Consider the following 24,379-nt stretch of genomic DNA (forward strand, 5'->3'; position numbering starts at 1 on the left):
CATGACCACGTACTTGAACAGCGCCGCGCCAGGCTTCGAGGTGCAGCGCGCGACCCGCTCGAGCCGGGTGGCCGTAGCCGGCTTGCTGATCGTCGCACTGGCGGTCGCCAGCGCGCCCTGGTGGGCCGGGCGCGATGCGTTGCGCGATTTCGTGCAGCTTGCGTCGTATCTCGTCTTCGCGATGATGTGGAACCTGCTCGCGGGATACGGCGGCATGGTGTCGATCGGCCAGCAGGCGTTCTTCGGCATCGGCGGCTATGGGATGTTGATACTCGCGAACTATTGCGGTGTATCGCCGTTCATCGCGGTGCCGCTCGCCGCGGGAATCGCCACGGTCGTGGCGATTCCGGTGTCGCTGGTGGCGTTCCGTCTCGAAGGCGGGTACTTCGCGATCGGCACGTGGGTGATCGCCGAAGTGTTCCGCCTGAGCGTGGCGAACGTGTCGGTGTTGGGCGGCGGCTCGGGCACCAGCCTGACCGCGCTGCGGGACGTGCCGCGCGCGCTGCGCGAATCACTCACACTCTGGCTCGCGCTTGCCATCGTCGCGGCCGCGGTCGGCCTGCTCTACGTGTTCCTGCGCTCGAAGGCTGGCCTTGCGTTGACCGCGATGCGCGACAACGCGGTTGCGGCCAGCAGCCAGGGCGTGGACGTGAAGCGCGTGCGGCTCATCGTCTATCTGGTATCGGCATGCGGCGCGGCCCTGGCGGGTGGCCTGTATTTCCTTGGCAACCTGCGCATCTCGCCTGACGCCGCGTTCTCGGTGAACTGGACCGCATTCGGCATCTTCATCGTGATGATTGGCGGTTTGGGGACGCTCGAAGGGCCGATAGTCGGCGCGCTGATCTTCTTCGTCTTGAACAAGTTCCTGTCCGACTACGGCACCTGGTACCTGATCGGGCTCGGGGTGCTGGCCATTGTCGTGACGATGTACTTTCCGCAGGGCCTGTGGGGCTTCGTGTCACGCCGCTTTGGCCTGCAACTGTTCCCGGTGGGCCGGCGCGTGGTGTTCGACGAGTCCGCGCCGCCGCAGAAGCGATCGCCCGGCGGCATGGCGGACTCGCTCGATACGCCGCCGGCCACGCATCGCGCATGAGGTGAGCGATGAACACGGCCGTTCCCGAACCGCAGCCCGGCTTTCTGTGCGCGCTCGACGACATTCCCGACGGCGGCGCGCTGGAAATTCCGGCCGGGCAGGCCGGCGTGCCTGGCATCGTCTTGCTGCGCCGGGGCGATGACGCCTGGGCGTATCGCAACGTCTGCCCGCATTTTTCGATTCCGCTGAACTACGAGCCGAACACGTTTTGGGCCTATGACCCTGGCTTGCTGATGTGCGCGCACCACAGCGCGATGTTCCGCTTCGAGGACGGGCTGTGCGTGGACGGGCCATGCGAGGGCGCGGCACTCACGCCGGTTGCCATATGCATTGAGCAAAGACAGATCTTCAACCACGACAAGTGCGGACAGGCCTGAAGCATGCGCGGCGCGCCTCGACATCCGCGGGCGCTTGCGGGCAGTGCGCTACGACTTTGTCCTGGCCGGGGAGGGGCAATGATGGGTTACTACTTCGCGGTATTCGCCACCGACAAGCCAGGCATGGGCGCCGTGCGCGAGCGCGTGCGCCCGGCGCACCGGGCCTATCTGCGGGCGCCATCCGCCCAGCGGGTGATCGTGCGGCTGGGCGGGCCGACGCTCACCGAAGACGGTGCCGGCATGAACGGCACCCTGCTGGTGGTGGAAGCCGAAGCGCTGGCTGACGTGGAGCGCTTTGTCAACGCGGATCCCTATGTGCGCAACGGCATCTTTGAGCGCGTCGAAATCCGCCCGTGGCAATGGGGGTTGGGAAATCCGGACAAACCAGCATGAGCGGCACCGCTGCAACGCTTCGTACCGTCGGCGAGAGTCCGGCGGCGACGCGCCGCGCAAACCAAAAGAACCCATATCGGGACACCACAATGGAGGAAGCAATGAAGGGCTCACGGATTGAATGGCGCATTGCCTTGCGCCGCGGCGTGCTGGCCGCCACCCTAGCCGCCGCCGCGGGCGGCGCAACGGCTACCGAGAACGGCGGCTCCATCTACCCGATGGGCGCGGAGAACTACATGACCGGCGCGCTGCCGCCGCCGGGCCTCTACGGCATGGTATTCCTGAACCGCTACGAGGCGGATTCACTTCGGGACAACAACGGCAATCGCGTGCCCCTGGACTTCAGTGTCCGCGCCAACGCGATCTCGCCACGCCTTGTGTGGGTGCCCGGCGTGAAAGTGCTGGGTGGCGACGTGGTGCTGCACACGATCCTCCCGCTGGTGAACCTGCGGGTGCAGGCCGGCAACGCCAGCCAAACCAAGACAGGCATCGGCGACATGGTGTTCGGCACCGGCCTCGGCTATCACTACAGCCAGAACCTGCACGCCGTGTTTGGCGTGGACGTGTTCGCCCCCACCGGCCAGTACAACAAGAACGATCTGGCCAATATCGGCCGCAACTATTGGGCCGTCCAGCCGCTGGCGAATTTCACCTACGTGGATCCCACCGGCCTGAACGCCGATATCAAGGCGATGTACACCTACAACTTCAAGAATCCTGCGACCAATTACAAATCGGGGCAGGAATTCCACTTCGACTACGCATTGGGATGGGGCGTAGGCGGCGGGTGGGTGCTCGGCGCGGGCGGCTATGCCTATTGGCAGGTCAGCGATGACAAAGTCAACGCCCAGACGGTGCCGGACAACAAGGGACGCGCCTTTGCAATCGGCCCCTCGCTCAAGTACGACAGCGGCAAAGGCTGGTTCGTCACGGCGAAATGGCAGAAGGAACTGGGCGTGCGCAACCGGGCGCAGGGCAACGCGTTCTGGGTCAAGGTGGTGTTTCCTTTGTGAGCTTCGCTGTGAACAAGGGGGATGCGGCAGCAGCCGTACGCCCCCATCTCTCACGGCGCCTCACGTCTCAAACACCAGCTCCGGCACCACGATCTCCCACTCCTTGCATCGTATGTGTTGCCTGAAGCCGTCCTCCTCATCGTCCAGCCGCCGTACCACGATGGCATGCACATGCCCCCTGACGCGCACAACGCGCAATGGCGATCGATAGCGGCGCGACAGGCGCCCCACCACGATGCCGGAGGGGCTCAACAACTCCCACCTGTCATCGTCGCGACGCACCTGGAGCGCATCGCCGGGGCGCAGCGCCGCGATTGCGAGGTGCATTGGGGTCGCCTGGCTCGCGACGCCCGGGGAACCCCAGATCCACGTCGCCAAGCGTAAGGCGTTGATATCGGGTCGACAGCGCAGCGACAGGGCTCGGCAGCTGCACCGGCGCGCGTCGCATCGTGCCGTCTGAATCCGCGAGCGCATCGATGAACTTGTTGCCGCCGGACAGGCGGCACAGAAACAGCAGGCTCCTTGCCCGCGTCATGGCAACGTAGTACAGCCGCCGAGGCGCATCGGCGTCTTCGTTCTTCCCAACCTTATCCCAGCCACCATCAAGCACTACGACGTGCTCAAACTCAAGACCCTTTGCGCGATGTGCAGTGAGAAGAAGCAGGCCGGTCTGGCGCCGCTTGGTTTCGCGGCCCCATTCGGCAAGCCACTCGGTGAAGTGGTCCTTTGGCAGGTCCGCGCCCGAAATCTCCAGCTCGTAGCTGTTCACTGCCTCCCGAAGCAGCGCCCACCAGGGGCCATCCTCTTGCTTGCCAAGCCAGCTCAGCATGGCAGCGACATCGACCAGGTTGCCGGGGTGCTACGCAGCCATGCCAGCATCGCCTGTGTTTCACGCAAGCGCCAGAAATTCGTGGATTCCTCATCGGCCATCTGTACCGGGATACCCAGGAACTCGCAGTAGGCGCGAACCGGTTCCAGATAGCTCCATCCCCGGGCGATGACTGCGCAGTTGCTCCAGCTCCACGCTCTGTCGAGGGAGGCGATGCGCTTGAGTTCCGAGATCGCCGCGAGCGCCTGCGAGGCGATTGAGTCGGCGGCGGGCAATATCTGAACCCGGCCCTGCCCGACGGGGTCGCGAGACTGCCACTCACCGCCGGGCGGAACCCTCCGCCTGGCGCGGTCGACGGTGATGGGTTGCGCCTTCTTCATGCGCTCGGATGCCGGTTCTATGACGGCATTGGCCGCGTCGATGATGTGCGCTGTCGACCGGTAATTCTCGATCAAGAACTCCGGCTTGGCCTGATAGTCGTCGGCGAAGCGGCGGATGAACTCGACCGAGGCGCCATCGAACGCATAGATGTTCTGGTCGTCGTCGCCCACGGCGAAGATGCTGAGCTTGCTCTCTTCATCCTGGAGCGTGCGGCCCGCGAGGGCGGAGATGAGTGCATATTGCTCGGGACCGATGTCCTGGTACTCGTCGACAAGGATCCAGCGGAAGCCGGCCAACAGCCGCTGGCGTTGCTCATCGGCCTCGTCCGGCGGGAGATCGCTTCCGTCGAGCAGCTTGATGGCTTGCTGCAGCACTTCCCTGAAGCGGTCGCTGTCGGCCTTCTCGGCCTGTCCCGCGAAGCTCGCGCCGACAAGCCGCATGGCCAGCGCGTGGCAGGTCAATACCGTAACGCTCCTGGCATCATCTCCGATCAGGACCGACAGGCGCTTTCGGATCTCCACCGCCGCGTGCCGGTTGTATGCGAGCGCCAGGATGCCGTGGGGATTCTCGCGCCTGGCCCGCACCAGATAGGCAATGCGGTGTACCAGCACGCGAGTCTTGCCGGAGCCCGGGCCGGCGAGTACCAGGACATTGATTTGCTCACGTTCGTCGGTGACGATGCGTTGCTGGGTCGGGTTGTTGAGTGCTTCGACGACCCGACGCCAGGAGTCCGGCGTGGTTTGCCGGGACAATTCCTTGTCGCGTCCCGGAAGCCAGCGCAGCAGGAATTCGTTCCGTGCCAGGCTGAAGTATTCCATTGCCAGCTTCGACGCATCGGCGATGGCCTGCAGCCCGCGCTGGGCGTACTCGGACATCACGTGAATCTGCGTGACCTGTTCGTCGTAGTGGATCTGCAGCGGCACGAAATCCGCCTTCACGAAGGCGCGCTTTTCCTTGTCGAGCAGAATCGTCATGGCGGGCCGGAACACCGCGAGGCCTTTGTTGAGGCGGATGATTTCCTGCTCGTGCAGCCACAACAACGCGCGGTCGAGCAGCTTGGTTGGTTCCTTGACCTGTGCCCGGAGCACCAGGTCGGATTGCATCGCCGATAGCATCTTTCCGAGCGTCGTCTCTGCAAGTACGTCTGTGCCGCGTGCCGCGGCCGGAGTACAGGACAGAAGATGTGTTAGCAGGCGTTCGGCTGCGGTGCGCCGCAGCTCTGCCGTCTTGTCCAGGCTGTCCCAGGAGCGCTGAAGCTGGATCCCGATGCTCTCCGCATCCAGGCGCCGTACGAGCATGCTACCCATGCCCCCTTCGTCCGTGCGGCCATCATTGGCGATGCTCCGGATAAGGCGCCAGACCTTCTCGGGCAAGGCAGTGGGGTGGCCCTCGTCCTTCAAGCGCTGGGCCGCGCGTCGTAGCTGCAGCATGGACCACTCGCCCTTGCCGAGATCCGGTGCCGCTTCGCGCAGCAGCAGGATCAGGGCCCGTTCGATGGACTGGGCTTCTTCCAGCCGCTTGGTGGAGGAGCGTTCCACCGCGACGTGAACGAATGCCGTCAACGCGGTGTCATTGCTGGCGATACCAAGGTGTTCCAGGTCGAAGAGCGCGGCGCGCACCTTTTCGGCACTGAGGCCCGATATCCCCATCAACTCGTCCGTCGAGATGCCCTCGTCCGCGTTCGCGCCTAGCAACGCTTCGACCAGGGTCATCAGCTTCTGGCGATAGGTGTCGTTCAATTGCGCTGCGGCCAGCTTCTCTTTGGCTTCCTCGCTAGAGCCCACACGTAGTGAGGAGGGGAAGATCTGTACCTGGTTTTCCTCGCGCGTCAGCAGCATGGCCTCTTCGAGCCAGGAGATCGCGGTGCGCACGCGCGTGTCGTCGGTGGCCGAGTCTCGCTCGAATTTTCCGTCCTGGTCTTCCGCGAGTATCTCGCCCGGCGTAGCGATGACCTCGCCGCCCAGGCGCTTCTTGCGATCCAGGCTCCGGAGCGATCGGAGAACCGTTTGTATCTCCGCGCGAGTCAGCCGGGAACGGGCAGACATGCTGAACTGCCGCTCCACGTCGTCCGTCGTGTAGAGCAACACGCACCGGGCCGCGCTGCGGTCGCGCCCTGCCCGGCCTGCCTCCTGCAGGTAGTTCTCCAACGAACCCGGGATATCCGCATGGACTACCAGCCGGACGTCGGGCTTGTCTATGCCCATGCCAAAGGCATTGGTGGCCGTGATGACGCGCAGGTCGCCACGGATGAATCGCTCCTGGACGCTCTTCTTGGTTTCCGGCGCAAGTCCCGCATGGAAGTACTCGGCCTGGATATCCTTCTCGCGCAGGAAGCTTGCTACCTCCTCGGTTCTTTTCCGGGTTGCACAGTAGACGATCGCGCCATCTTTGCTCTCCGGGGAGAGCTCGGACGCGAGCACCCGGGAAATATGATCGAGCTTGGCCTCGGACGTGGTGGGTATGACCGAGAACTCAAGATTGTCGCGATTGGCACCGCCGTTGAACAGCCTGAGGCCGACGCCCACTTTCTCGCGAAAGTGCTCGAGGATGTCATTCATGACATCCGGCTTCGCCGTCGCGGTCAGGCAGAGCACGGCGGGTACCGGGCCTTGGCCGGCCCGCTCCTTGATGAAGCGGCCCACATAGCGATAGTCCGGGCGGAAATCATGACCCCATTTGGACAGGCAGTGCGCCTCGTCCAGGACCCAGGCGCCAATTTCACGCTGCGCCAGCGCTTTGCGAAGGGCGCGGTTGCGCAGTTGTTCGGGCGAGACAATCAGGATGCCGATATCGCCCAGTCGAACCCGGTCCAGGACGTCCGCCCTCTCTGGCATGGAAAGCAGGCCGTTTACAGCGGCGCAGCAGGTGATGCCTTTTGCTTCCAGGCCGGAAACCTGGTCGGCCATCAACGCAACCAGCGGGGAAATGACTACCGTCAGCGCGCCCGTCTTTTCAAAGCGCGAGAGCGCCGGGATCTGGTAGCAGATCGACTTGCCGGTGCCAGTAGGCAAGATCCCGAGCACATGCTCGCCGCGCATCGCCGCCTCCACGATGCTCTGCTGCAAGGGCCTGCCATTCTCGTCCATCGGCTCCGGGCGAAAGCCGGTAAGCGCCGGAAACCAGCGAACCAGCTCCTTGACCGCGTTGTGGCGCTCCTGGCACCACGCGCATGCGGGATCCTCGCACGGCGTGTCCCGGAGCAGCTTGACCAGCCGCCCCGCCTCAGGAAACTGGTGGCGTACCCAGGGCGGCATCACGGAATTCCCGCCCGCCACGGAGAGCCACGCAATCGCATAGGCGAGCGCCCAGCCATCCCGCTTCGCATCCGCCAGGATATGGCGGCGATGCGTACTGCACGTATCACGTCCCAACAGGGACTCGATTGCCGCCGCGGCCTCCTCGCTTGTTGGCCTGAGCTTGCGGCGCACGGTGATGAAGAAGGCATTCAGTCCGGAATCCGGTCCGTCGATCGTCGTCAGCCAGTGCCAGGCGGCGAGATAGTCCGGATTCGTGGCATTGAGCGACTGCAGGGCCCGGTGCTGATCACGAAACACCTCCAGCGTTAGACGCGCATCCAGCTCCGGATCATTAAGCCGGCCCTGCTTCAATTGTCCATCCTGGTAGTGCTTGACCAGATGGTGATAGGGATTGCGAGGGAATGCCAGCGGATTGATTCGCAGCGTGTCAACCGCAGGCATTTGGAGCAGGTGCAAATTGGGATGCGCAGCCGCCAAATGGGGCAGATCGAAGGCGATCAGGTTATGGCCAAGAATAAAGGCGCCACCACGGGAGAATGCATCGAGTTTCTCCAGTGCTGCAAACAGCTCGCCATGCCGATGGACGAGAGATTCCCCTGTATCGCCACGCACGGCTGCAAACTGGTGAATGCGCTGATCGTGGACCCCGACTTCGAGATCGATCGAGACGCAGCGTGGTGAGAAACTGGCTTCCCCCTCGACTTTTGCTTCCTGGCCCTGCATCAACATCAACCCCTCGGTACGTTATTGTTATGGGTTCAGTGGCGCGTCCCGTTATCTCGGCGCGCCATGCGGTAGTCAGGTGATAACCGAGCAGACTGGCGGCATAATGTGTGCAATATTGCACCAAAATGTGTCTGCGTGGGATAGCCTCGTGGTGAGGGGGTAATGTCGGCTACGGCGCGCATGGCATGCATGGCGACCGCCGGGAAGGTAAGAGCCCAAAATGGGGCGCCATCCGCACGCTAAATCTGGATATCGGACATGAGACGCCTGAGCGGCAATATGGCCGAGCTTGCCATGGCCGACTGATCGGGCTTGTACAGAACACGCGGCCGTCCGGACATTGGTCAAGCGCGAACGCGCACGCATGTCGTACGACAAGGGATTTTCAATTGAAGTGCCTTGAGTGCGTACACGATAGTATTGGTTATTGGTTCTAGGATCAAATTCGACGATGGCCAGCCACGTAGAATGGATGCTCTCGGTGATGTCGCAAAATCAAACCTCCAATAAGGGCAAAAAGCATCTCCCGCCTCCTCTGGGAACTCCATCTCGTTCCCGCTGACAACGACGGGCGTCTGCACTCCAACGTTGGCCGTCCTCACATCGATGACCTGGGCCAGTTTGGAGGCTTCGAAGGAGAGGGTGTCGTAGCCAGTACCATCGCCGAGCCGGTCAGATGGCTAATCGATTCGTGCATTTGCGAAGCCTTGACCCAGTAAGGCTGGAACGATCGGGTCACTGCGCGCCGTCGATCGGGCGGCCAGCAGCCTCGCCGACTTTGCCGCTAGCGACTGCGTTGCTAACGACAACGCCCGAACCGCACCTCCGCACGTCACAAATCGGTCACGATCCCTTCCTATGCTGGCAAGGCTCGGATGCATCGTTGCGCGAGCGCCCACATCGCCGGAGAGCCATCGTGTCGATCAGCCAGGACAGAAGCCGCAGGCGGCGAAGCATGGGATTGTCAGCGGCGTGCCGACACGGCCTGGTGGTGTCGGTCATCGCGTTCGGCTCGGCGATCGTCGGTGCGTGCGGCGACCGCGGCAGCGCGCCCACCGCAGCATCTTCTGACATCACGCAGGGCGCGCCCGCCATGCGCGCGCCAGCGGATGCCCAAGCGGCACCCGAGCCGCCGGTCTCCACCACGAACCAGCCGAACCAACCGTTTGACACCACCGCCGCACCCGCCTCCGGCGGACTCGCTCCGCCTGTGATTCACAGCGCTGACTGACCACGTTTGCGCAGCCTCCACGGACGCATGCCGCCCGCCGGCAGGTTCGTGTCCTTCCTCCTCACCTATTTCGCCGGAAGACCGAATATGACATCCAACAGCCGACGTGATTTTCTGCGCTCTGCCGCCCAGGCGGCGGGAGCCGCCGCCGCGATGGGCGTACTGCCCGAGGGCATTCGCAAAGCGCTAGCGATCCCTGCTCACGATGCGAGCCGCAGCATCGAGGATGTGAAGCACATCGTTGTGCTGATGCAGGAGAACCGCTCCTTCGATCACTATTTCGGCACGCTCAAGGGCGTGCGTGGTTTTGGCGACAAGCGCACCATCACGCTGCCCAACGGCAAGCCGGTGTGGTACCAGCCGATCGCCGGGGGCGCTGGCTATGTGTTGCCGTTCCGGCCCAGTGCGCCGGACCTGGGCATGCAGTTCCTGCAGGATCTGCCGCACGACTGGAATACCACGCACACGGCGTGGAACGGTGGCCGCTACGATCAATGGGTGCCGAGCAAGGGCACGACGACGATGGCGTACCTGACACGCCAGGACATCCCGTTCCACTACCAGCTCGCCGACGCATTCACGATCTGCGACGCCTATCATTGTTCCGGGATGACGCCGACGGATCCGAACCGCTATTACATGTGGACCGGCGGGCTCGGCAATGACGGCAGCGGCGGTGGGCCCGTGATCGACAACGCGGAGGCCGGCTACGGCTGGTCGACCTATCCGGAAGTGCTGGAGCGCGCGGGCATCTCGTGGAAGATCTATCAGGACATCGGCACCGGGCTGGACGCCAAGAACTTCTGGGGCTGGACGGACAATGCCTACATCGGCAACTACGGCGATAACGCGCTGCTCTATTTCAACCAGTACCGCAACGCGCAGCCGGGCAGCGCGCTCTATGAGAAGGCTCGCACCGGCACCAACGTCTCGGCAGGCGAAGGCTATTTCGACATCCTGAAGCGCGACGTGCAAAACAACACGTTGCCGCAGGTGTCGTGGATCGTGGCGCCGGAGGCTTACACGGAGCATCCGAACTGGCCGTCCAATTATGGGGCTTGGTACATCGATCAGGTGCTGCAGGTCCTGACGTCGAATCCCGAGGTATGGAGCAAGACCGCGCTCTTGGTCACCTACGACGAGAACGACGGCTTCTTCGATCATGTGGTGCCGCCGTTTGCGCCGGCGTCGAATGCGAACGGCTTGTCGACGGTAGACACGACCGGCGAGATTTACCCGGGGACGCCAAGAACCTGGCCGGGCCCTATGGTGTCGGGCCGCGTGTGCCGATGATCGTCGTCTCGCCGTGGTCGAAGGGCGGGTGGGTGTGCTCGGAAGTCTTCGATCACACCTCGATCATTCGTTTTATCGAAAGGCGCTTTGGGCGCCATCACGATCTGGCGGAGCCGAACATCACGCGCTGGCGCCGCGCGATTTGCGGGGATCTGACGGCTGCTTTCGATTTCGCCAACCCGAACGACACCATCCCTGCATTGCAGGGCACAAGCGCCTATGCGCCGCGTGACCAGCTACGCCATCCTGACTATATGCCGCTGCCCCCGGCAGTCCAGGCGGTGCCGAAGCAGGAGCCGGGCATGCGGCCAGCGCGCGCGCTCCCCTACGAGTTGTTCGTTCGCTGGCGGCCGGACGAGTCGCTTGGCAAGTTCCAGCTCGCGTTCATCAACACGGGCCGTGCCGGCGCAACGTTCCTCGTCTATGCGGCAAATAGTCTCGAAGCGCCGCGCGCCTACACGGTTGAAGCGGGCAAACGCCTCGCGGATCGGCTGCTGCCCAGCCCCGGCGGCATTTATGACTTCACGGTGCACGGGCCCAACGGCTTCGTGCGTCGCTTCGCGGGCCGACTGCCCCTTGCAGGCGCATCGATCAAGGGCGAGCGTCCTATGCCGGAGGTAACGGAGGGATACGACGTGGCCAACGGTAACATCCGGCTGCGTCTGAAAAACCCGGGCGACGTGCGCTGTGAGTTCACCGTGGTCAACGCCTATGACCCACAGACCACGATCAAGCAAGCGGTGCCCGCGGGCGACAACTTCGACCTGTACATCGATCTGCGGCGGTTCTACGGCTGGTACGACTTGTCCGTATCGGTCAGTTCAGACGTAGAGTTCAGGAGGCGACTGGCTGGGCATGTCGAAACCGGCCGCAGGAGCATGAGCGATCCGGCGCTTGGGGTGTGACATGAAGCGCCACGGCGTTTGATGCGTGGCTGAGGTGGTGGGCTGATGGTGGCGCCAGCGGCCCCTTGGGTTCGATGACGATGACTGGCCGGGCAGTTTGCGCATTCCCGGCGGTGTTCAGATCGTCGCTGTCGATGCGCAAGCCGCCCGTACAGCTTTCACCGGATGCTTTTCTTGCACGCGTTGATGTGACGCTGCTTCAGTTTCGCCGGCGACATTTTTGGCATGTCGTACGCAATGTTCGTAGCCTCGGTGGTGGTCGTCAGATAGATCAGGTCGCCCCCGCCGAGCTCGCTCACTCTCTTCAATACATCGTCCCTGGGCACCCCCATGTCGCGTAGTTGCGCGGCCATGAACAGAAGGTCGGCGACGCACTGGCAGACCGACATCTTTTCCGCCTTGCTTGCCTCGCTTTGCCGCTGCTGCATTTGCGCATGGGCTTCGGCAGCGGCTAGCAGGGCGAAGGCTGCAATCACTCCGGCTCGTACAGCTTGGTGTTGCATGCTGTTTTCCCCCTTCTTCTTATGAGGGGTCTGGTCTTGTCAGCCGGATTCCCCCTTGTGACTGTTATTTTTTCTCATGTGCAGGAAGCGATCTGTTTGGAACCGAACATTGGGTGCAGCGGCTTACGCGGAAGCCGAAAAGGCCCGGGAGCACGATCGACTGCGGTCGCTCGCAAGGGCCAGAATCCTCAAGGGAGATTCTCGGCCTTATCCATTGCCACCGCGAATAACTTCTGCTGTCGCAGAGGCGTCATCGCTTTCACGGAGTTCAGACACACCAGTCCTGCATGCAATGGCTGCCGCGCGTGGTGACCACCTGGTGGTCCACCGAGCGGCCCGCGAAAATCCGCGGGGTTATGCGTGACGAGCGTGTAATCGTGATCGACTGCGTACCGGATTAAGTCATGGTCCTTCATTCCACGCAGGTGGCGATCGCGAACACAGGTCGTGTCCCAGTGGCCTCTTCGAACCGCTTGCTGAACGAGATTTGGCCATAGGCACTCGTCGATCCCGTCACCCGTTGTGCCCTCGCGCCGGCCCGCTGGAGGCTTCGGTTGCAAGTCGCAAGTCAGGATGTGCCTCAGTCAAACGCCGCGGCCGTCCGGGGCGCGGATGCGCTTTGAGATAGATCTCCGCGTCCTCGATCAGTCGCTCCGTCAGGAACGGATAGCGTAGGGGTCCAGTCCACTAGAACGACCCGTCCCGGGCGATGCCCCCGCATGCCTTTGCGAGCCCGGGCCTGTGCAAGCGTTCCAGTTTCCATTATCCCGGGTCTGACAACCTCTCGCCGCCACGGTTGTGGTGCGGCACCGCACCACAACCGTGCCTCCCCCGCGCCATTCCTGCGCGCAACGAGCTTTTCCCCCGCCGGCCTGCCCTCCAAATGCCGCCTACGACTGGCACGCTTGTTGCATCGCAAAATTCAAGTAACTTGAATTTAGAGAAAGTCACATGTAATTTTGCTCGAGTTACTTGAATACCAACCGTTTGTCCACGTGTCGAAGGGGATGAGAGTGCGCAAGAAGAACACCGTAGTTGCCGCAGCCATGTTGCTGGCCTCGGCCGGGTTGGCGGGGATGTCCGCGCCGGCTGCAGCCAAGGACGTCGTCAAGATTGCCTTCGTGGGGCCGCTGACTGGCGGCGTGTCGTCCGTTGGCCTGGGCGGGCGCAACTCCGCCGACCTGGCGGTTCGCTTGCGCAATGCTGACCCGAAGTCCAAGTACACCTATGAGCTGGTCACGCAGGACGATGAGTGCCGCCCCAACGTGGGCGTGCAGGTGGCCACCAAGATCGCTGCCGACAAGAGCATCGTGGCGGGCGTGACGCATTTCTGCTCGGCCGTGGCGATGGGTACGGTTGGCGTGTACAACCGCTTTGGCATGCCGGCCGTGGTGTGGGGCGCGGTGCTGCCGGATGTCACTTACGGCAATAACTTCAAGGAGATCCATCGCGTCAACGGCACGATGATCAACCAGAGCGAGGTTGCCGCGAAGTTCATGACGGGCCTTGGCTACAAGAAGTGGGCGATCATCCATGACACGACCGATTACGGCAAAGGCCATAACAAGTACTTCAGCGAGTTCCTGAAGAAGGATGGCGGCACCGTGGTGGGTACCTTCGGCGTGACGGCCGACCAGCAGGATTTCACGACGGAGCTGACCAAGATCCGCGAGCTGAAGCCGGACGTTGTCTACTTTGGCGGCCTCACGCCGCTGGGCGTGCGCATCCGTACGCAGATGGAGAAGCTGGGCATCAAGGCGCAGTTCGAGGGTACTTCGGGCATCAAGTCCGACGCTTACATCCAGGGCACGGGCAAGGAGCAGGCCGAGGGCTCGCTGGCCTTTATCGAGGGCGCACCGTGGGAGAAGCTGCCTGGTGGTTTGTTCTTCGCGGGCAAGTATTCCCAGCAGAAGTACAGCGATCCGCCTGAGGCGTATGGCCCGTTTGCGTTTGCCGCGGCCAACCTGATCATGGATGCGGTGGAGAAGGTGGGGCCGGATCGCAAGAAGGTGCGCGATACGCTCAACGCGACCAAGGATGCCGACACCATCATCGGCAAGGTTACGTTCGATGACCATCGCCAGAACATCGTGCCGCTGGTGACCAAGTATGTGGTCGAGGACGGCAAGTGGGTGATCTGGGAGGACAGCACCTACGGCAAGGGCAAGAAGAAGCTCGCCGGTCTGTAGAACACCGAAGCGCTAAACCACTTGAAGCACGATCCCACGGGTCCGCGGCCGCATGGCGCGGCGGCCCGTGGCCGGTTGCGCGTGGCGTCTGGCTATTTGCCAGGATGGGGAAGGGGAACTCGATGAGTGTGATTGGCCAATACGTTTTCAACGGTTTGATGCTCGGCATGATCTATGCCATGGTCGCCGTTGGATTTACGCTGTTTTTCGGCGTGCTTGACGTGATCAAGTTCTCGCACGGCGACACGTTGATGGTCGGCGCCTTTGCCGGCCTGGCGGCGTCCACCGGCGTGCTGATGCTCGACATCCAGTCGCCGTGGATCCGCTTGCTGGCGGTGGTGCTGTGCGCGGTCTGCGTGACCGGCTTGCTGGGCGCGGCGATTGCTAAATTCCTGATCCTGCCGCTGCGCAAGGCGGCACCGCTCAATACGCTCCTGGCCACGCTGATGCTGGGCACGGTGATGCGTGAATCCGTGCGGCTGTTCTATCCGGATGGCTCCAATCCCAAGCCTTTCCCCGCGCTGCTGCCGACGGCCTCCATTGAGCTGGGCAGCCTGTCGCTGCGAGCCGACAACCTGATCCTGCTGGCCACCGGCATCGCGATCATCGTCGGCGTGCACCTGCTGATTACGCGTACCCGTTTCGGCATGGCGATCCGCGCCGTGGCGCAGGATGGCGAGACGGCGCGGCTGATGGGCATCAACTTCGAGGCGGTGGTGCTGATGACGTTCGCGCTGGGCTCGGGCATGGCCGCGCTGGCGGGCGTGATGAACGGGCTGTACTACAACGAGATCAACTTCAATGTGGGACTGCTGCTTGGCGTGATCGGCTTTGCCGCGGCCATTCTGGGCGGGCTGGGGAATATCTACGGCGCCATCCTCGGCGGCTTCCTGTTTGCCGCGCTGCAGGTGCTTGGCAGCGCCACATTGCCCGCGTTGATTCCGGATATCCCTAGTGCGTACAAGGACGTCTTCGCTTTCGCCGTCGTGATCGTGCTGATGGCTTGGAAGCCGACCGGCCTGATCGCAGAAAAATCCAGTGAGCGGGTCTGACACCATGAACACCATGAAGCGTCACAAATCAAGCAAGCGTAATCCCGCCGTGGTGCTGGCGCTGGCCGGCATCGCGCTTACCGTCTACATGGGGTTGTTCCTGCATGCGGAGTCGCAACTCAGCGTGGCCATCTTGCTGGCCGTTGCCATCGCGGCCGTCATCGTTGGCCGCAAGCTGGGCGCCAACCGTTCGCTCGAGGAGGCTGGCGCCAGCCGTCCCGGCCTGGCTCGCCTGTGGGCGGTGGGCGGCTCGCTGGCGCTGATCGCTGCGTTTTACGACTCGCACTTCGCGCTGCTGATGATCTGCTCGGTGCTGCTGTACACCACGGCCTGCCTTGGCCTGACGCTGCAGTTCGGTTTCTCGGGGGTGGCCAACTTTGCCGGCGCCGCGTTCTTTGGCATCGGCAGCTATGCCACCGCGGTGATGGCCACGCACACCGGTATCCCGCATTTGCTGATCATCGTGATCTCGGGCGTCATCGCCGCGCTGGTAGGCTCGATGCTGATCACGCCGGTGCTGCGCACACGCGGCCACTATGCGGCGTTGGTGACCATTGCCTTCGGCATCCTGTTCAAGACCTTCATCGAGGTCAACGACGTGCTGGGCGGGCCGCAGGGCCTGCAGGTGCCGGGCATGACGATCTTTGGCTACGCGCTTAACGACGGCTTTTCCGTGTCTGGCGTCGACGTGTCGTTCTACGTGAGCTACGCCTTGATCAGCCTCGGCATCTGCGCCGGCGTGTTTGCGACGGTGAAGGCGCTGGAGCGTTCGTGGGTAGGCCTGAGCATGGACGTGGTGCGCACGGACGAGACGGCGGCCGCCACGTTCGGCCTGCATATCGCGCGCTGGAAGGTGGTGGCCTTCATGCTGGGCAACTTCTTCGCGGGCATCGCGGGCAGCCTGTACGGGATGATCACCGGCTTCGTGGCGCCGAACAACTTCACGTTCTCCGATTCCCTGCTGATGCTGTCGATCGTGATCCTGGGCGGGCTGGGCAATGCGGTGGGTCTGATCCCGGCGGCGATCATCGTGCTGGTGCTGCCGGAGAAGCTGCAGTTCATCCAGGAGTACCGTTTCCTGTTCTATGCAGCGCTGGTGATTGCGATCCTGCTGTTCCGCCCTGACGGGCTGCTGCCGCGCAAGACGCGCTTGTTCTTTGGCCGGGAGACTTCGCGATGAGCGACAAGACCATGATCGAAGTCAGGGACCTGACCATGCGGTTCGGCGGCCTGACGGCGCTGGACAGCCTGAACATGACGATCCGAGAGGGCGAGATCCTCGGGTTGCTGGGCCCCAACGGTTCCGGCAAGACAACCTTCTTCAATGTACTGACTGGCCTGTACAAGGCGAGCAGCGGCACCATCACCTACAACGGCGAGAACGTCATCGGCAAGACGCCGCAGGACATCTACCGCAGCGGCGTGGCGCGGACCTTCCAGCGCTCGCGCTTGTCGTTGCCGCTCACGGTGTTCGACAACATTGTCATCGGCGACTACCAGCATATGCAGCACGGGCTGGTGTTCAACCTGTTCCGGCGCAAGGCTTTCCGCGCGGAGTACGACGCTTATGTGGAAAAGGTGAAGGCGCTGCTGAATATCTTCAGCCCGCCGCTGGTGGCGCGGCTGTTCGAGCCCGTGGAGACGTTCACCATGATCGACCGCCGCCGCATCGAGGTATGCCGCGCGCTGATGAGCCAGCCGCGCCTGCTGTTGCTCGACGAGCCTTCCGCCGGCATGACCCATGACGAAACGCATGCGCTGATGAGCGATATCCTGGATGTGCGCGGCAAGCTGCCCAACTTGTCGGTGGTGCTGATCGAGCATGAGATGAATGTGATCGAGCGCATCACAGACCGCTGCGTGGTGCTGAACTATGGCAAGAAGATCGCCGAAGGCACCTACACGGAAATTACCGCCGATCCCAATGTACAGACCGCCTACCTTGGAGAGGAAGCCGCATGAGCACGCTCAATTTCCCCGGCACGCTCAGCGTAAAGGGGCTCACCACCGGGTATGACAAGGTCAACGTGCTGCACGACGTTTCCATCGACGTGGCCCCTGGCAAGATCACTTGCATCCTCGGCGCCAACGGCGCGGGCAAGAGCACGCTGATCCGTGCCATCCTCGGCCTCACGCCGCCGCGCCAGGGCCAGGTCTTGTGGGATGGCAAGGACCTTGCCGGCGAGAAGACGCACAACATCATTGCCACCGGCATTGCCTGCATTCCGGAGGGCCGCAAGATATTTCCGCGCATGACGGTGGCGGAGAACCTGGCGCTGGGCGCGTACCTGGAGACCGATGCGGCGCGGGTGCGCGAGCGGCTGGCCAAGGTCTACGATATCTTTCCGCGCCTGAAGGAGCGCGCTGCGCAGCTGGCGGGGACGATGTCGGGTGGCGAGCAGGCGATGGTGTCGATTGGCCGGGGCTTGATGGCGGAGCCCAAGCTGCTGGTGATCGATGAGCCGTCGCTCGGGTTGTCGCCGCTGTATGTGAAAGAGAACTTCAAGGTCATCAAGCAGATCAACGCGCTGGGCATCACCGTGCTGTTGGTCGAGCAGAATGCGCGGCAGACGCTGGCGATCTCGCACTACGGCTATGTGTTGTCGCAGGGGCGCGTGGTGGCGCAGGGCACGGCTGAGGCGCTGGCCAGCAACGACGAAGTGCGCTCGGCGTATTTCGGCTGACGGAGAACTGGCATGGACGATTTCCTGGCATTGCCGGCGCGCGAGCTGGCGGCGCGCATGGCGCGGCGCGAACTCAGCGTGGAGACACTGGTGCGCGCGTATATCGAGCGCATCGAAGCCGCGGAGGCGGGCATTCTGGCCTGGCAGCATTTCGATGCGGCGCAAGCGTTGGAGCAGGCACGGTGGCTGGATGCCGGGCCTGCTAGGGGCGCGTTGCATGGCTTGCCCATCGGCGTGAAGGACCTGATGGACACCGCCGACATGCCCACCACCTACGGCTCGCCGATCTACGCGGGGCATCGGCCCGGCATGGATGCTGCCTGCGTGGCGATGGCGCGCGCTGCGGGTGCCGTGGTGATGGGCAAGACCGTGACCACCGAGTTCGCGACCTTCCAGCCGGGACCAACGCGCAACCCGCGCGCCCCTGCAGATGCGCCGCGCACGCCAGGCGGCTCATCCAGCGGATCGGCGGCGGCAGTGGCCGCGGGCATGGTGCCGATTGCCTTCGGCACGCAGACCGCCGGATCCATCATCCGCCCTGCAGCCTATTGCGGCGTGGTGGGCTATAAGCCGACCTACGGCACGCTGCCGTCGGCCGGCATCAAGTCCCTCGCGCCCAGCCTGGATACCGTGGGTGTGCTGGCGCGCTCGGTTGACGATGCGGCGTTCTTTATCGGGGCGTTGGCGCGCTTGCCGCTCACGCCGCAGGAGACCGGGCAGGCGCGGCCATTGCGCGTTGGCATTTGCCGCACGCCGCACTGGGAGCGTGCGGGGGATGACAGCCGGCGCGCGCTCGATGCAGCCGCGCGCTTGCTCGAGGGCCAGGGCGCCGTGTTGAGCGACCTGATGCTGCCCGCCGAGTTCGACGAACTGACGCAGGCCCAGATCGACATCATGGCCTACGAAGCCGCCGCCGCCTTTGCGCCGGAAATGCGTGCGCGGCCGGATGGTTTCAGCAGCGGCTTTGCTACGTTGCTGGCGACAGGCCGGGGCATCGACGGCAGCCGTTTCTTTGCCGCGCAAGCGCTTGCCAGTTCCGCGCGCGGGGCCTTCGAACAGAGGTTCGGCGCCGTCGACATCGTCCTGGCACCAAGCGCGCAGGGCGAGGCCCCCGCCGGCCTGGACGCCACGGGCGATCCCATTTTCAACCGCATGTGGACGCTCCTTGGCAATCCCTGCGTCCATGTGCCCACCGGCACGGGTACGCATGGCATGCCGGTGGGCGTGACGCTGATCGGCCCGCACCGGGGCGATGCGCGCGTGCTGGCGGCGGCGCATGTCCTTGAGCGCAGCGTGGCTTGATGTGACGCGATGTGACGTGATGTGACAGACCCGAATCCCAGGAGAATCGATTGACTCAACAAGAGCAACTGGCGCAGCACGCGGCAGAACAGGCGCAGGACCATGTCAACAACGGCCGCTTGCAGGCAGCCATCGCAGGGCTGGCTGCTTTCGGCGGACGCGACGATGGCGGCGTCTCGCGTGAAACGCTGACCGATATCGATCTTGCCGCGCGGCGCTACCTGATCGAGCAGGCGCGCGCGCTGGGTTGCGAGGTGAGCACGGACGATTGCGCCAACCTGTTCTTCCGCCGCCCGGGCAAAGCCGATCTTCCGCCCGTGCTGACCGGCAGCCATGCCGACACGCAGCCGGTCGGCGGCAAGCTGGATGGCGCCTACGGCGTGCTGGCCGGCCTGGAAGTCATTGCCGCCCTGAACGACGCCGGTATCGAAACGCTGCGCCCGATCGAAGTGGTGGCATGGACCAACGAGGAAGGCAGCCGCTTCGGCCCCGGCGCGATGGGGTCGAGCGCGTTTGTGGATCCGGCCTGCCTGCCGGCGTATCGCGCGTCGGTGGACGGCGCCAACGTCCGCTTTGGCGATGCGCTGGACGCCGCGCTTGCCGCCACGGATGATGTGCCGCGCCGCCCGATGCAACGGCCCATGTCGGCCTGCGTGGAGTTGCACATCGAGCAGGGCCCGGTGCTGGAGCGCGCATCGGTACCGCTGGGCGTGGTCACCGGCATCCAGAGCGTGCGGTGGTACCGCGTGGAATGCACCGGCATGATGGCGCATGCGGGCACCACGCCCATGGACGAGCGTAGCGATGCCATGGCCACCGCGGTCGGCATTGCCCACCCGTTGTACGCCTACGCCGCCGCCGAGGCCGCCAGCCAGCTGCGGCTGACGCTGGGCCGCTGGCAGGTCGGCCCCAACTCCGTCAACACGATTCCCGGCAAGGTAGAATTCACGATCGATGTGCGCTGCGTGGATGAGGCGGTGCTGGAGCGTTTCGAGGCAAAGCTGGATGCCGTGATCGCGCAGGCTCGGCCGCGCCAGGGCGGTATCACGTACGAATGCTTTTTCCGCCGCCCGCCCACGCACTTCCCCGCAGCCATGCTGAACCTGATCGAGCGGGCTTGTGCGCGGGCCAGCGAGCAGGCATCGCAGGGCAAGCCGCTGCACCTGACGTCTGGCGCGTTCCACGATGCCATGTACCTGGCGCAGCATTGCCCAACGGCCATGATCTTTGTGCCCAGCAAAGGCGGGATCAGCCATAACGCAGCAGAGGAAACCGCGCCGCACGAGCTGTTCCTTGGTGCGCAGGCGCTGGCCTATACGGTGGCCGCGCTCGCAAACCAATAGCCCCCGATGGCCCCCAATTGCCCGGGTTCTTCATCTTCAACTTGTCTTGCACGGAACGTGATTTGAAAGCCAAAAGCGCCCTGGCGGTTGACCAGAACGATCCAAAAGATCAAAGCGACCCGAACCTCCAGAACGACAAGAAGACGCCCGCCGCCAGCCTGGGCGTGCGGCTGCGCCATGCGCGCCTGGTGTCCGGCTACACGTTGCTGCAGCTGGCGCAGAAGGCCGGCTGCTCGGAAAGCCTGATCTCCAAGCTGGAGCGCGGCCTCGCCTCCCCGTCGCTCGCCATGCTCCACCGGCTCGCGGTGGCGCTGGACACCAATATCGCCGCGCTGACGAGCGAGGACAACCCAAGCGAAAGCCCGATCAAGCGCCAGGGCGAGCGCCCGGTCATCAAGGCCGGCGGCATCGCGCTGGAGCGCCTGGTGCTGGCCAAGCGCGGCGGCTTGCTGCAGGCCAACATCCACATTGTGTCGCCGGGCGAAGCCAGCGATGGGCAGATCGAGCACGTCGGCGAGGAAGTCGGCTATGTGCTCGAAGGCACGCTTGAGCTGACGCTGGGCGATACGAGCTACACGATTGGCGTGGGCGATGCTTTCACGTTCCCTAGCAGCGTGCCGCACGGCTACCGAAACGTCGGCACGGGCGTGGCGCGGGTGTTGTGGGTCAATTCGCCGGCGACGTTCTGACTACCACCTTGACACCCCCAACCCCCATGTTCCAATCCGCCCACATTCTGATTTGGGTCGACGCCCAAGCCAACCTGCCTTCCCGGGCAAGGTGGATCGCGAAAGCGGATGTGGCTCCTTGCGGAGCAACCAAACGGGCCATGCGTCGACCCTCCTTGCACGGAGGGTTTTTGTTTTCTGCCTCAGTCTCAGTCATTGATCGCGATATCACACGCAGCCGCTTCCAGGGCTGCCTGCTCGGCGGCGCTGTGGGCGACGCACTGGGCGCTCCCGTAGAGTTCCTGTCTTTAGCGGAGATCCGCGAGCGCTTCGGCAAAGACGGCATCACCGACTACGCCCCCGCCTACGGCGGCATCGGCACCATCACCGATGACACGCAGATGACGCTGTTCACGGCGGAGGGCTTGCTGCGGGCATGGGTGCGCGGCGCGAGCCGGGGCATCGGCAGTGTTCCTGGCGTGGTCTCGCGCGCTTATCTGCGCTGGTTGCTGACGCAGGGGATCCAGCCTGCGTTCCAGCGCGACGTGCTGTCGGACAAGCCGGGATGGCTATACCAGCAGGCGGCGCTGCACAGCCGGCGCGCGCCGGGAAACACTTGTTTATCGGCGCTGGAGGCCATGCTCAAGCTGGGAGAACCCGCGCGCAACGACAGCAAGGGCTGCGGCGGCGTGATGCGTGTGGCGCCGGCCGGCCTGTTTGTGTGGCGGCGCGCCGGGCAGCGATCCCCTCAGGATGCCTTTGACCTGGGAACGGCGCTGGCCGCGCTTACCCATGGACATCCAAGCGGATCGCTGACGGGCGGCGTCCTGGCCGTGTTGATCCGCGAGCTGGCCGACGGCGCGGCGTTGCCCGCTGCTTTGTCGAGCGCCAAGACGTGCCTGTCCGCACAGCCGGATCACGAGCAGACGCTGCTGGCCATCATCCACGCGGAGGCGCTGGCTGTCTCTGGCGTGGCGCATGATGACGCTATTGCGCGGTTGGGTGAGGGTTGGGTGGCGGAGGAGGCGTTGGCGATCTCCGTGTACTGCGCGCTGGTCGCGCGTGATTTCCGTCATGGTGTTGTGCTGGCGGTGAACCATGATGGCGACTCGGATTCGACTGGCGCCATCACGGGCAACCTGTTGGGCGCGCTGCTCGGCGTGGAGGCGATCCCGCCGGAGTGGCTGGCGCCTTTGGAGTTGCGTGAAGTGATCACCGAGCTTGCTGACGACCTGAGCGTGTTTCCTGAGTGGGACGTGGGCATCGATTCGGCGGACGAGGAACTGGTTCAGCGGATCTGGACGAAGTATCCTGGGTGTTGAATTTTTGAGTGCTTCGGTTTTCTCTTCTCCGATGAAATGGGAGAGGGGCCGGGGGAGAGGGCGGGCGATTGCTCAACGTGATGCGCCTCGCTCTTGCGAATGCCCGCCCTCTCCCCCAACCCCTCTCCCGCCGCGCGGGAGAGGGAGCTACGCCTGCGCTGGATTTCGCTCAGGCGTCATGGCTGTGCCGGTTTGTTTCCCTCTCCCACGCAGTGGGCGGGGCCGCGGGAGAGGGGGAGCTGGATTTCGCTCAGGCGTCATGGCTGTTGCCGGTTTGCTCCCCTCTCCCACGCAGTGGGAGAGGGGCCGGGGGAGAGGGCGGGCGATTGCTCAACGTGATGCGCTTCGTTCTTGCGAATGCCCGCCCTCTCTCCCAACCCCTCCCGCCGCGCGGGAGAGGGGAGCTACGGCGGCGCCGGATTTAGCCCAGCGAGGAATCGACCAACGCCGAAGTCCCATGAACCAACTTCAAATCGCCGATCCCATGAATCAGGAAGAAGAACTCAGGGTCGCCAAGCGTAAGGCATTGGCTTTGCTGCTGTTCGCGTTTGCCGTCTTCGTGGCCACCATCCTCCTGCCGCGCGTGCCGCTGACGGATGGCGTGCGGGCGGCGGCGGAGGCGGCGCTGGTTGGCGGGCTGGCGGACTGGTTTGCCGTGGCGGCGCTGTTCCGGCGGATTCCGTTGCCGGGCTTTGCACGCCACACCAACATCATCATCCGCAAGCGGGACGATATCGCGGATGGCCTTGCGGTGTTCGTGAAGGAGAAGTTCCTGGATGTGCAGTCCGTGGTCGCGCTGATCGAGCGGCACAATCCGGCGCTGGTGGTCACCCAGTGGCTGGACTCCGCCGCCAACGCGCGGCAGATCGGCGACATGGTGGTGACGTTCGCAAGCGGCATGCTGGATGTGATGGACGAGCGGAACATCCAGTCGCTGTTGAAGCGGGCGGTGGATACGATGATCGACAAGGTCGATCTGTCGGAGTCCGCGGCGACGATTCTCGATAGCCTGACCAAGAACGATCGCCACCAGGCGCTGCTTGATGAGACCATCGCGCAGTTGATCGCCTTGCTCAACGAGCCTTCCGCGCGCGCCTTTATCTCGGAGCGGATCGTGGAGTGGCTGAAGAGCGATCACCCGATGAAAGAGCGGCTTCTTCCCACCGAGTGGATCGGGAGCAATGGCGCGGACCTGATTTCCGAGGCGCTGAGCCGCGTTCTGACCCAGATTGAAGAGGATGCCAATCATGAACTTCGCAAGCGCTTCGATGCAGCCGTGCAGCGCCTGATCGCGCGGCTGAAGCATGATGCGTCGTTCCACGCCAAGGCCGAGGAACTGAAGGCGCACCTGAAGCAGGATGGGGCGCTGAATGCCTACATCGGCGGGCTTTGGGCCGAGTGGCGCGATTGGCTGAAGCGCGACCTGGCGTGCGAGGATTCCGCCACGCACCGCAAGGTGGTGGCGGCGGGCCAATGGATCGGCGCCGAGCTGGCGCGCAACGAGTCCCTGCGCGCGTCGCTGAACGATCACCTGCGCGAGGCGGCTCGCAACATGGCGCCGGACTTCGCGGAGTTCATCACGCGGCATATCAGCAACACCATCCGCAGCTGGGATGCGCGCGACATGTCCCGGCAGATCGAGCTGAACGTGGGCAAGGACCTGCAGTACATCCGCATGAACGGCACCGTTGTCGGCGGGCTGATTGGCGCAGCGCTCTACCTGCTGGCGCAATTTCCGGCCTTCCTGGGGCGTTAGGCAACCCCGGCTCCCGAACGTCATGGTCATGCCGATCGCAGAGCCAGAACGTGGTTCAATAC

21 protein-coding genes, 2 pseudogenes and 1 riboswitch are annotated in these 24,379 nt (G+C 63.9%); of the genes and pseudogenes, 17 read left to right on the forward strand and 6 right to left on the reverse strand.

From position 1 onward, the window contains the following. Window position 1: 1 nt before the first annotated feature. From OMK73_RS28290 to OMK73_RS28305, 4 genes are all read left to right on the forward strand, one after another. Window positions 2-1,093 (forward strand): branched-chain amino acid ABC transporter permease, encoded by a 1,092-nt coding sequence (locus OMK73_RS28290; protein WP_267604931.1) that lies wholly within the window; start codon window positions 2-4, stop codon window positions 1,091-1,093. An 8-nt stretch (window positions 1,094-1,101) separates the two neighbouring features. After that, window positions 1,102-1,470 (forward strand): Rieske (2Fe-2S) protein, encoded by a 369-nt coding sequence (locus OMK73_RS28295; RefSeq protein WP_267604932.1) that lies wholly within the window; start codon window positions 1,102-1,104, stop codon window positions 1,468-1,470. 81 nt (window positions 1,471-1,551) lie between these two features. Further along, the gene (locus OMK73_RS28300) at window positions 1,552-1,863 is read left to right on the forward strand and encodes a YciI family protein (RefSeq protein ID WP_267604933.1); all 312 of its coding nucleotides are present in this window, start codon (window positions 1,552-1,554) and stop codon (window positions 1,861-1,863) included. Between the two features lie 101 nt (window positions 1,864-1,964). Then, window positions 1,965-2,876 (forward strand): SphA family protein, encoded by a 912-nt coding sequence (locus tag OMK73_RS28305; protein ID WP_267604934.1) that lies wholly within the window; start codon window positions 1,965-1,967, stop codon window positions 2,874-2,876. 60 nt (window positions 2,877-2,936) lie between these two features. On the opposite strand, the gene OMK73_RS28310 is transcribed toward OMK73_RS28305, so the two are convergent. Genes OMK73_RS28310 through OMK73_RS28320 form a run of 3 tightly spaced genes read right to left on the reverse strand, consistent with a single transcriptional unit; the run spans window position 2,937 to window position 7,784 of the window. Then, window positions 2,937-3,158 (reverse strand): hypothetical protein, encoded by a 222-nt coding sequence (locus OMK73_RS28310; RefSeq protein ID WP_267604935.1) that lies wholly within the window; start codon window positions 3,156-3,158, stop codon window positions 2,937-2,939. Next, window positions 3,142-3,705 carry an ATP-binding domain-containing protein gene (locus OMK73_RS28315; RefSeq protein WP_267604936.1) on the reverse strand — a complete coding sequence of 188 codons (564 nt, stop codon included), beginning with the start codon at window positions 3,703-3,705 and terminating at the stop codon, window positions 3,142-3,144. Before OMK73_RS28315 ends, OMK73_RS28310 begins: the two co-directional genes overlap by 17 nt. Further along, window positions 3,699-7,784, reverse strand: a complete 4,086-nt coding sequence (locus OMK73_RS28320; protein ID WP_267604937.1) for a RecQ family ATP-dependent DNA helicase — start codon at window positions 7,782-7,784, stop codon at window positions 3,699-3,701. The genes OMK73_RS28315 and OMK73_RS28320 overlap by 7 nt, the downstream gene beginning before the upstream one ends. A gap of 36 nt (window positions 7,785-7,820) precedes the next feature. On the opposite strand from OMK73_RS28320, the gene OMK73_RS28325 reads away from it, so the two are divergent. Beyond that, window positions 7,821-8,024: a hypothetical protein gene (locus tag OMK73_RS28325; protein WP_267604938.1), complete on the forward strand. Its 204-nt coding sequence runs from the start codon at window positions 7,821-7,823 to the stop codon at window positions 8,022-8,024. Window positions 8,025-8,413: 389 nt separating this feature from the next. Here the strand turns inward: OMK73_RS28325 and OMK73_RS39425 are convergent. Beyond that, a pseudogene (locus OMK73_RS39425) lies at window positions 8,414-8,728 on the reverse strand (protein NO VEIN domain-containing protein); the annotation flags it as partial. 296 nt (window positions 8,729-9,024) lie between these two features. On the opposite strand from OMK73_RS39425, the gene OMK73_RS28330 reads away from it, so the two are divergent. Both OMK73_RS28330 and OMK73_RS28335 read left to right on the forward strand, forming a co-directional pair. After that, the gene (locus OMK73_RS28330) at window positions 9,025-9,300 is read left to right on the forward strand and encodes a hypothetical protein (RefSeq protein WP_267604939.1); all 276 of its coding nucleotides are present in this window, start codon (window positions 9,025-9,027) and stop codon (window positions 9,298-9,300) included. 87 nt (window positions 9,301-9,387) lie between these two features. Further along, a pseudogene (locus OMK73_RS28335) lies at window positions 9,388-11,498 on the forward strand (phosphocholine-specific phospholipase C). A 158-nt stretch (window positions 11,499-11,656) separates the two neighbouring features. Here OMK73_RS28335 and OMK73_RS28340 read toward each other — a convergent pair. Next, window positions 11,657-12,001, reverse strand: coding sequence for a hypothetical protein (locus OMK73_RS28340; RefSeq protein ID WP_267604940.1), 345 nt, complete (start codon window positions 11,999-12,001; stop codon window positions 11,657-11,659). Window positions 12,002-12,189: 188 nt separating this feature from the next. Beyond that, entirely contained in the window at window positions 12,190-12,561 is a 372-nt protein-coding gene (locus OMK73_RS39430; RefSeq protein ID WP_420715592.1) for a DUF5615 family PIN-like protein, read from the reverse strand. A 453-nt stretch (window positions 12,562-13,014) separates the two neighbouring features. Between OMK73_RS39430 and OMK73_RS28345 the strand changes: the two genes are divergently transcribed. From OMK73_RS28345 to OMK73_RS28390, 10 genes are all read left to right on the forward strand, one after another. Continuing rightward, entirely contained in the window at window positions 13,015-14,190 is a 1,176-nt protein-coding gene (locus tag OMK73_RS28345; protein ID WP_267604941.1) for a branched-chain amino acid ABC transporter substrate-binding protein, read from the forward strand. 122 nt (window positions 14,191-14,312) lie between these two features. Further along, entirely contained in the window at window positions 14,313-15,242 is a 930-nt protein-coding gene (locus OMK73_RS28350; protein ID WP_267604942.1) for a branched-chain amino acid ABC transporter permease, read from the forward strand. A gap of 13 nt (window positions 15,243-15,255) precedes the next feature. Further along, on the forward strand, window positions 15,256-16,422 hold the full coding sequence (locus tag OMK73_RS28355; RefSeq protein WP_267604943.1) for a branched-chain amino acid ABC transporter permease: 1,167 nt from the start codon (window positions 15,256-15,258) through the stop codon (window positions 16,420-16,422). Continuing rightward, window positions 16,419-17,204: an ABC transporter ATP-binding protein gene (locus OMK73_RS28360; protein ID WP_267604944.1), complete on the forward strand. Its 786-nt coding sequence runs from the start codon at window positions 16,419-16,421 to the stop codon at window positions 17,202-17,204. The genes OMK73_RS28355 and OMK73_RS28360 overlap by 4 nt, the downstream gene beginning before the upstream one ends. Further along, window positions 17,201-17,926 carry an ABC transporter ATP-binding protein gene (locus OMK73_RS28365; protein ID WP_267604945.1) on the forward strand — a complete coding sequence of 242 codons (726 nt, stop codon included), beginning with the start codon at window positions 17,201-17,203 and terminating at the stop codon, window positions 17,924-17,926. Before OMK73_RS28360 ends, OMK73_RS28365 begins: the two co-directional genes overlap by 4 nt. A 12-nt stretch (window positions 17,927-17,938) precedes the next feature. Further along, the gene (locus OMK73_RS28370) at window positions 17,939-19,228 is read left to right on the forward strand and encodes an amidase (RefSeq protein WP_267604946.1); all 1,290 of its coding nucleotides are present in this window, start codon (window positions 17,939-17,941) and stop codon (window positions 19,226-19,228) included. A 50-nt stretch (window positions 19,229-19,278) separates the two neighbouring features. After that, window positions 19,279-20,571 (forward strand): M20 family metallo-hydrolase, encoded by a 1,293-nt coding sequence (locus tag OMK73_RS28375; protein WP_267604947.1) that lies wholly within the window; start codon window positions 19,279-19,281, stop codon window positions 20,569-20,571. Window positions 20,572-20,729: 158 nt separating this feature from the next. After that, window positions 20,730-21,260: a helix-turn-helix domain-containing protein gene (locus OMK73_RS28380; protein ID WP_267606546.1), complete on the forward strand. Its 531-nt coding sequence runs from the start codon at window positions 20,730-20,732 to the stop codon at window positions 21,258-21,260. A 37-nt stretch (window positions 21,261-21,297) separates the two neighbouring features. Then, window positions 21,298-21,403, forward strand: a riboswitch (SAM-I-IV-variant riboswitch). Window positions 21,404-21,430: 27 nt separating this feature from the next. After that, the gene (locus tag OMK73_RS28385) at window positions 21,431-22,561 is read left to right on the forward strand and encodes an ADP-ribosylglycohydrolase family protein (protein ID WP_267604948.1); all 1,131 of its coding nucleotides are present in this window, start codon (window positions 21,431-21,433) and stop codon (window positions 22,559-22,561) included. Between the two features lie 484 nt (window positions 22,562-23,045). Next, window positions 23,046-24,317 carry a DUF445 domain-containing protein gene (locus tag OMK73_RS28390; RefSeq protein WP_267606547.1) on the forward strand — a complete coding sequence of 424 codons (1,272 nt, stop codon included), beginning with the start codon at window positions 23,046-23,048 and terminating at the stop codon, window positions 24,315-24,317. Window positions 24,318-24,379: the final 62 nt, after the last annotated feature.

The organism is Cupriavidus sp. D39 (assembly GCF_026627925.1).
GTDB lineage: Bacteria > Pseudomonadota > Gammaproteobacteria > Burkholderiales > Burkholderiaceae > Cupriavidus > Cupriavidus ulmosensis.

Bases quoted from the DNA above. Each gene is read 5' to 3' on its own strand.
- OMK73_RS28320 (WP_267604937.1), bottom strand. From the start codon at position 7,784: ATGCCTGCGGTTGACACGCTGCGAATCAATCCGCTGGCATTCCCTCGC.
- OMK73_RS28390 (WP_267606547.1), top strand. From the start codon at position 23,046: ATGAATCAGGAAGAAGAACTCAGGGTCGCCAAGCGTAAGGCATTGGCT.
- OMK73_RS28300 (WP_267604933.1), top strand. From the start codon at position 1,552: ATGGGTTACTACTTCGCGGTATTCGCCACCGACAAGCCAGGCATGGGC.
- OMK73_RS28350 (WP_267604942.1), top strand. From the start codon at position 14,313: ATGAGTGTGATTGGCCAATACGTTTTCAACGGTTTGATGCTCGGCATG.
- OMK73_RS28370 (WP_267604946.1), top strand. From the start codon at position 17,939: ATGGACGATTTCCTGGCATTGCCGGCGCGCGAGCTGGCGGCGCGCATG.
- OMK73_RS28305 (WP_267604934.1), top strand. From the start codon at position 1,965: ATGAAGGGCTCACGGATTGAATGGCGCATTGCCTTGCGCCGCGGCGTG.
- OMK73_RS28315 (WP_267604936.1), bottom strand. From the start codon at position 3,705: ATGCTGAGCTGGCTTGGCAAGCAAGAGGATGGCCCCTGGTGGGCGCTG.
- OMK73_RS28295 (WP_267604932.1), top strand. From the start codon at position 1,102: ATGAACACGGCCGTTCCCGAACCGCAGCCCGGCTTTCTGTGCGCGCTC.
- OMK73_RS28325 (WP_267604938.1), top strand. From the start codon at position 7,821: ATGGGGCAGATCGAAGGCGATCAGGTTATGGCCAAGAATAAAGGCGCC.
- OMK73_RS28360 (WP_267604944.1), top strand. From the start codon at position 16,419: ATGAGCGACAAGACCATGATCGAAGTCAGGGACCTGACCATGCGGTTC.
- OMK73_RS28340 (WP_267604940.1), bottom strand. From the start codon at position 12,001: ATGCAACACCAAGCTGTACGAGCCGGAGTGATTGCAGCCTTCGCCCTG.
- OMK73_RS28330 (WP_267604939.1), top strand. From the start codon at position 9,025: ATGGGATTGTCAGCGGCGTGCCGACACGGCCTGGTGGTGTCGGTCATC.
- OMK73_RS28365 (WP_267604945.1), top strand. From the start codon at position 17,201: ATGAGCACGCTCAATTTCCCCGGCACGCTCAGCGTAAAGGGGCTCACC.
- OMK73_RS28290 (WP_267604931.1), top strand. From the start codon at position 2: ATGACCACGTACTTGAACAGCGCCGCGCCAGGCTTCGAGGTGCAGCGC.
- OMK73_RS28355 (WP_267604943.1), top strand. From the start codon at position 15,256: ATGAAGCGTCACAAATCAAGCAAGCGTAATCCCGCCGTGGTGCTGGCG.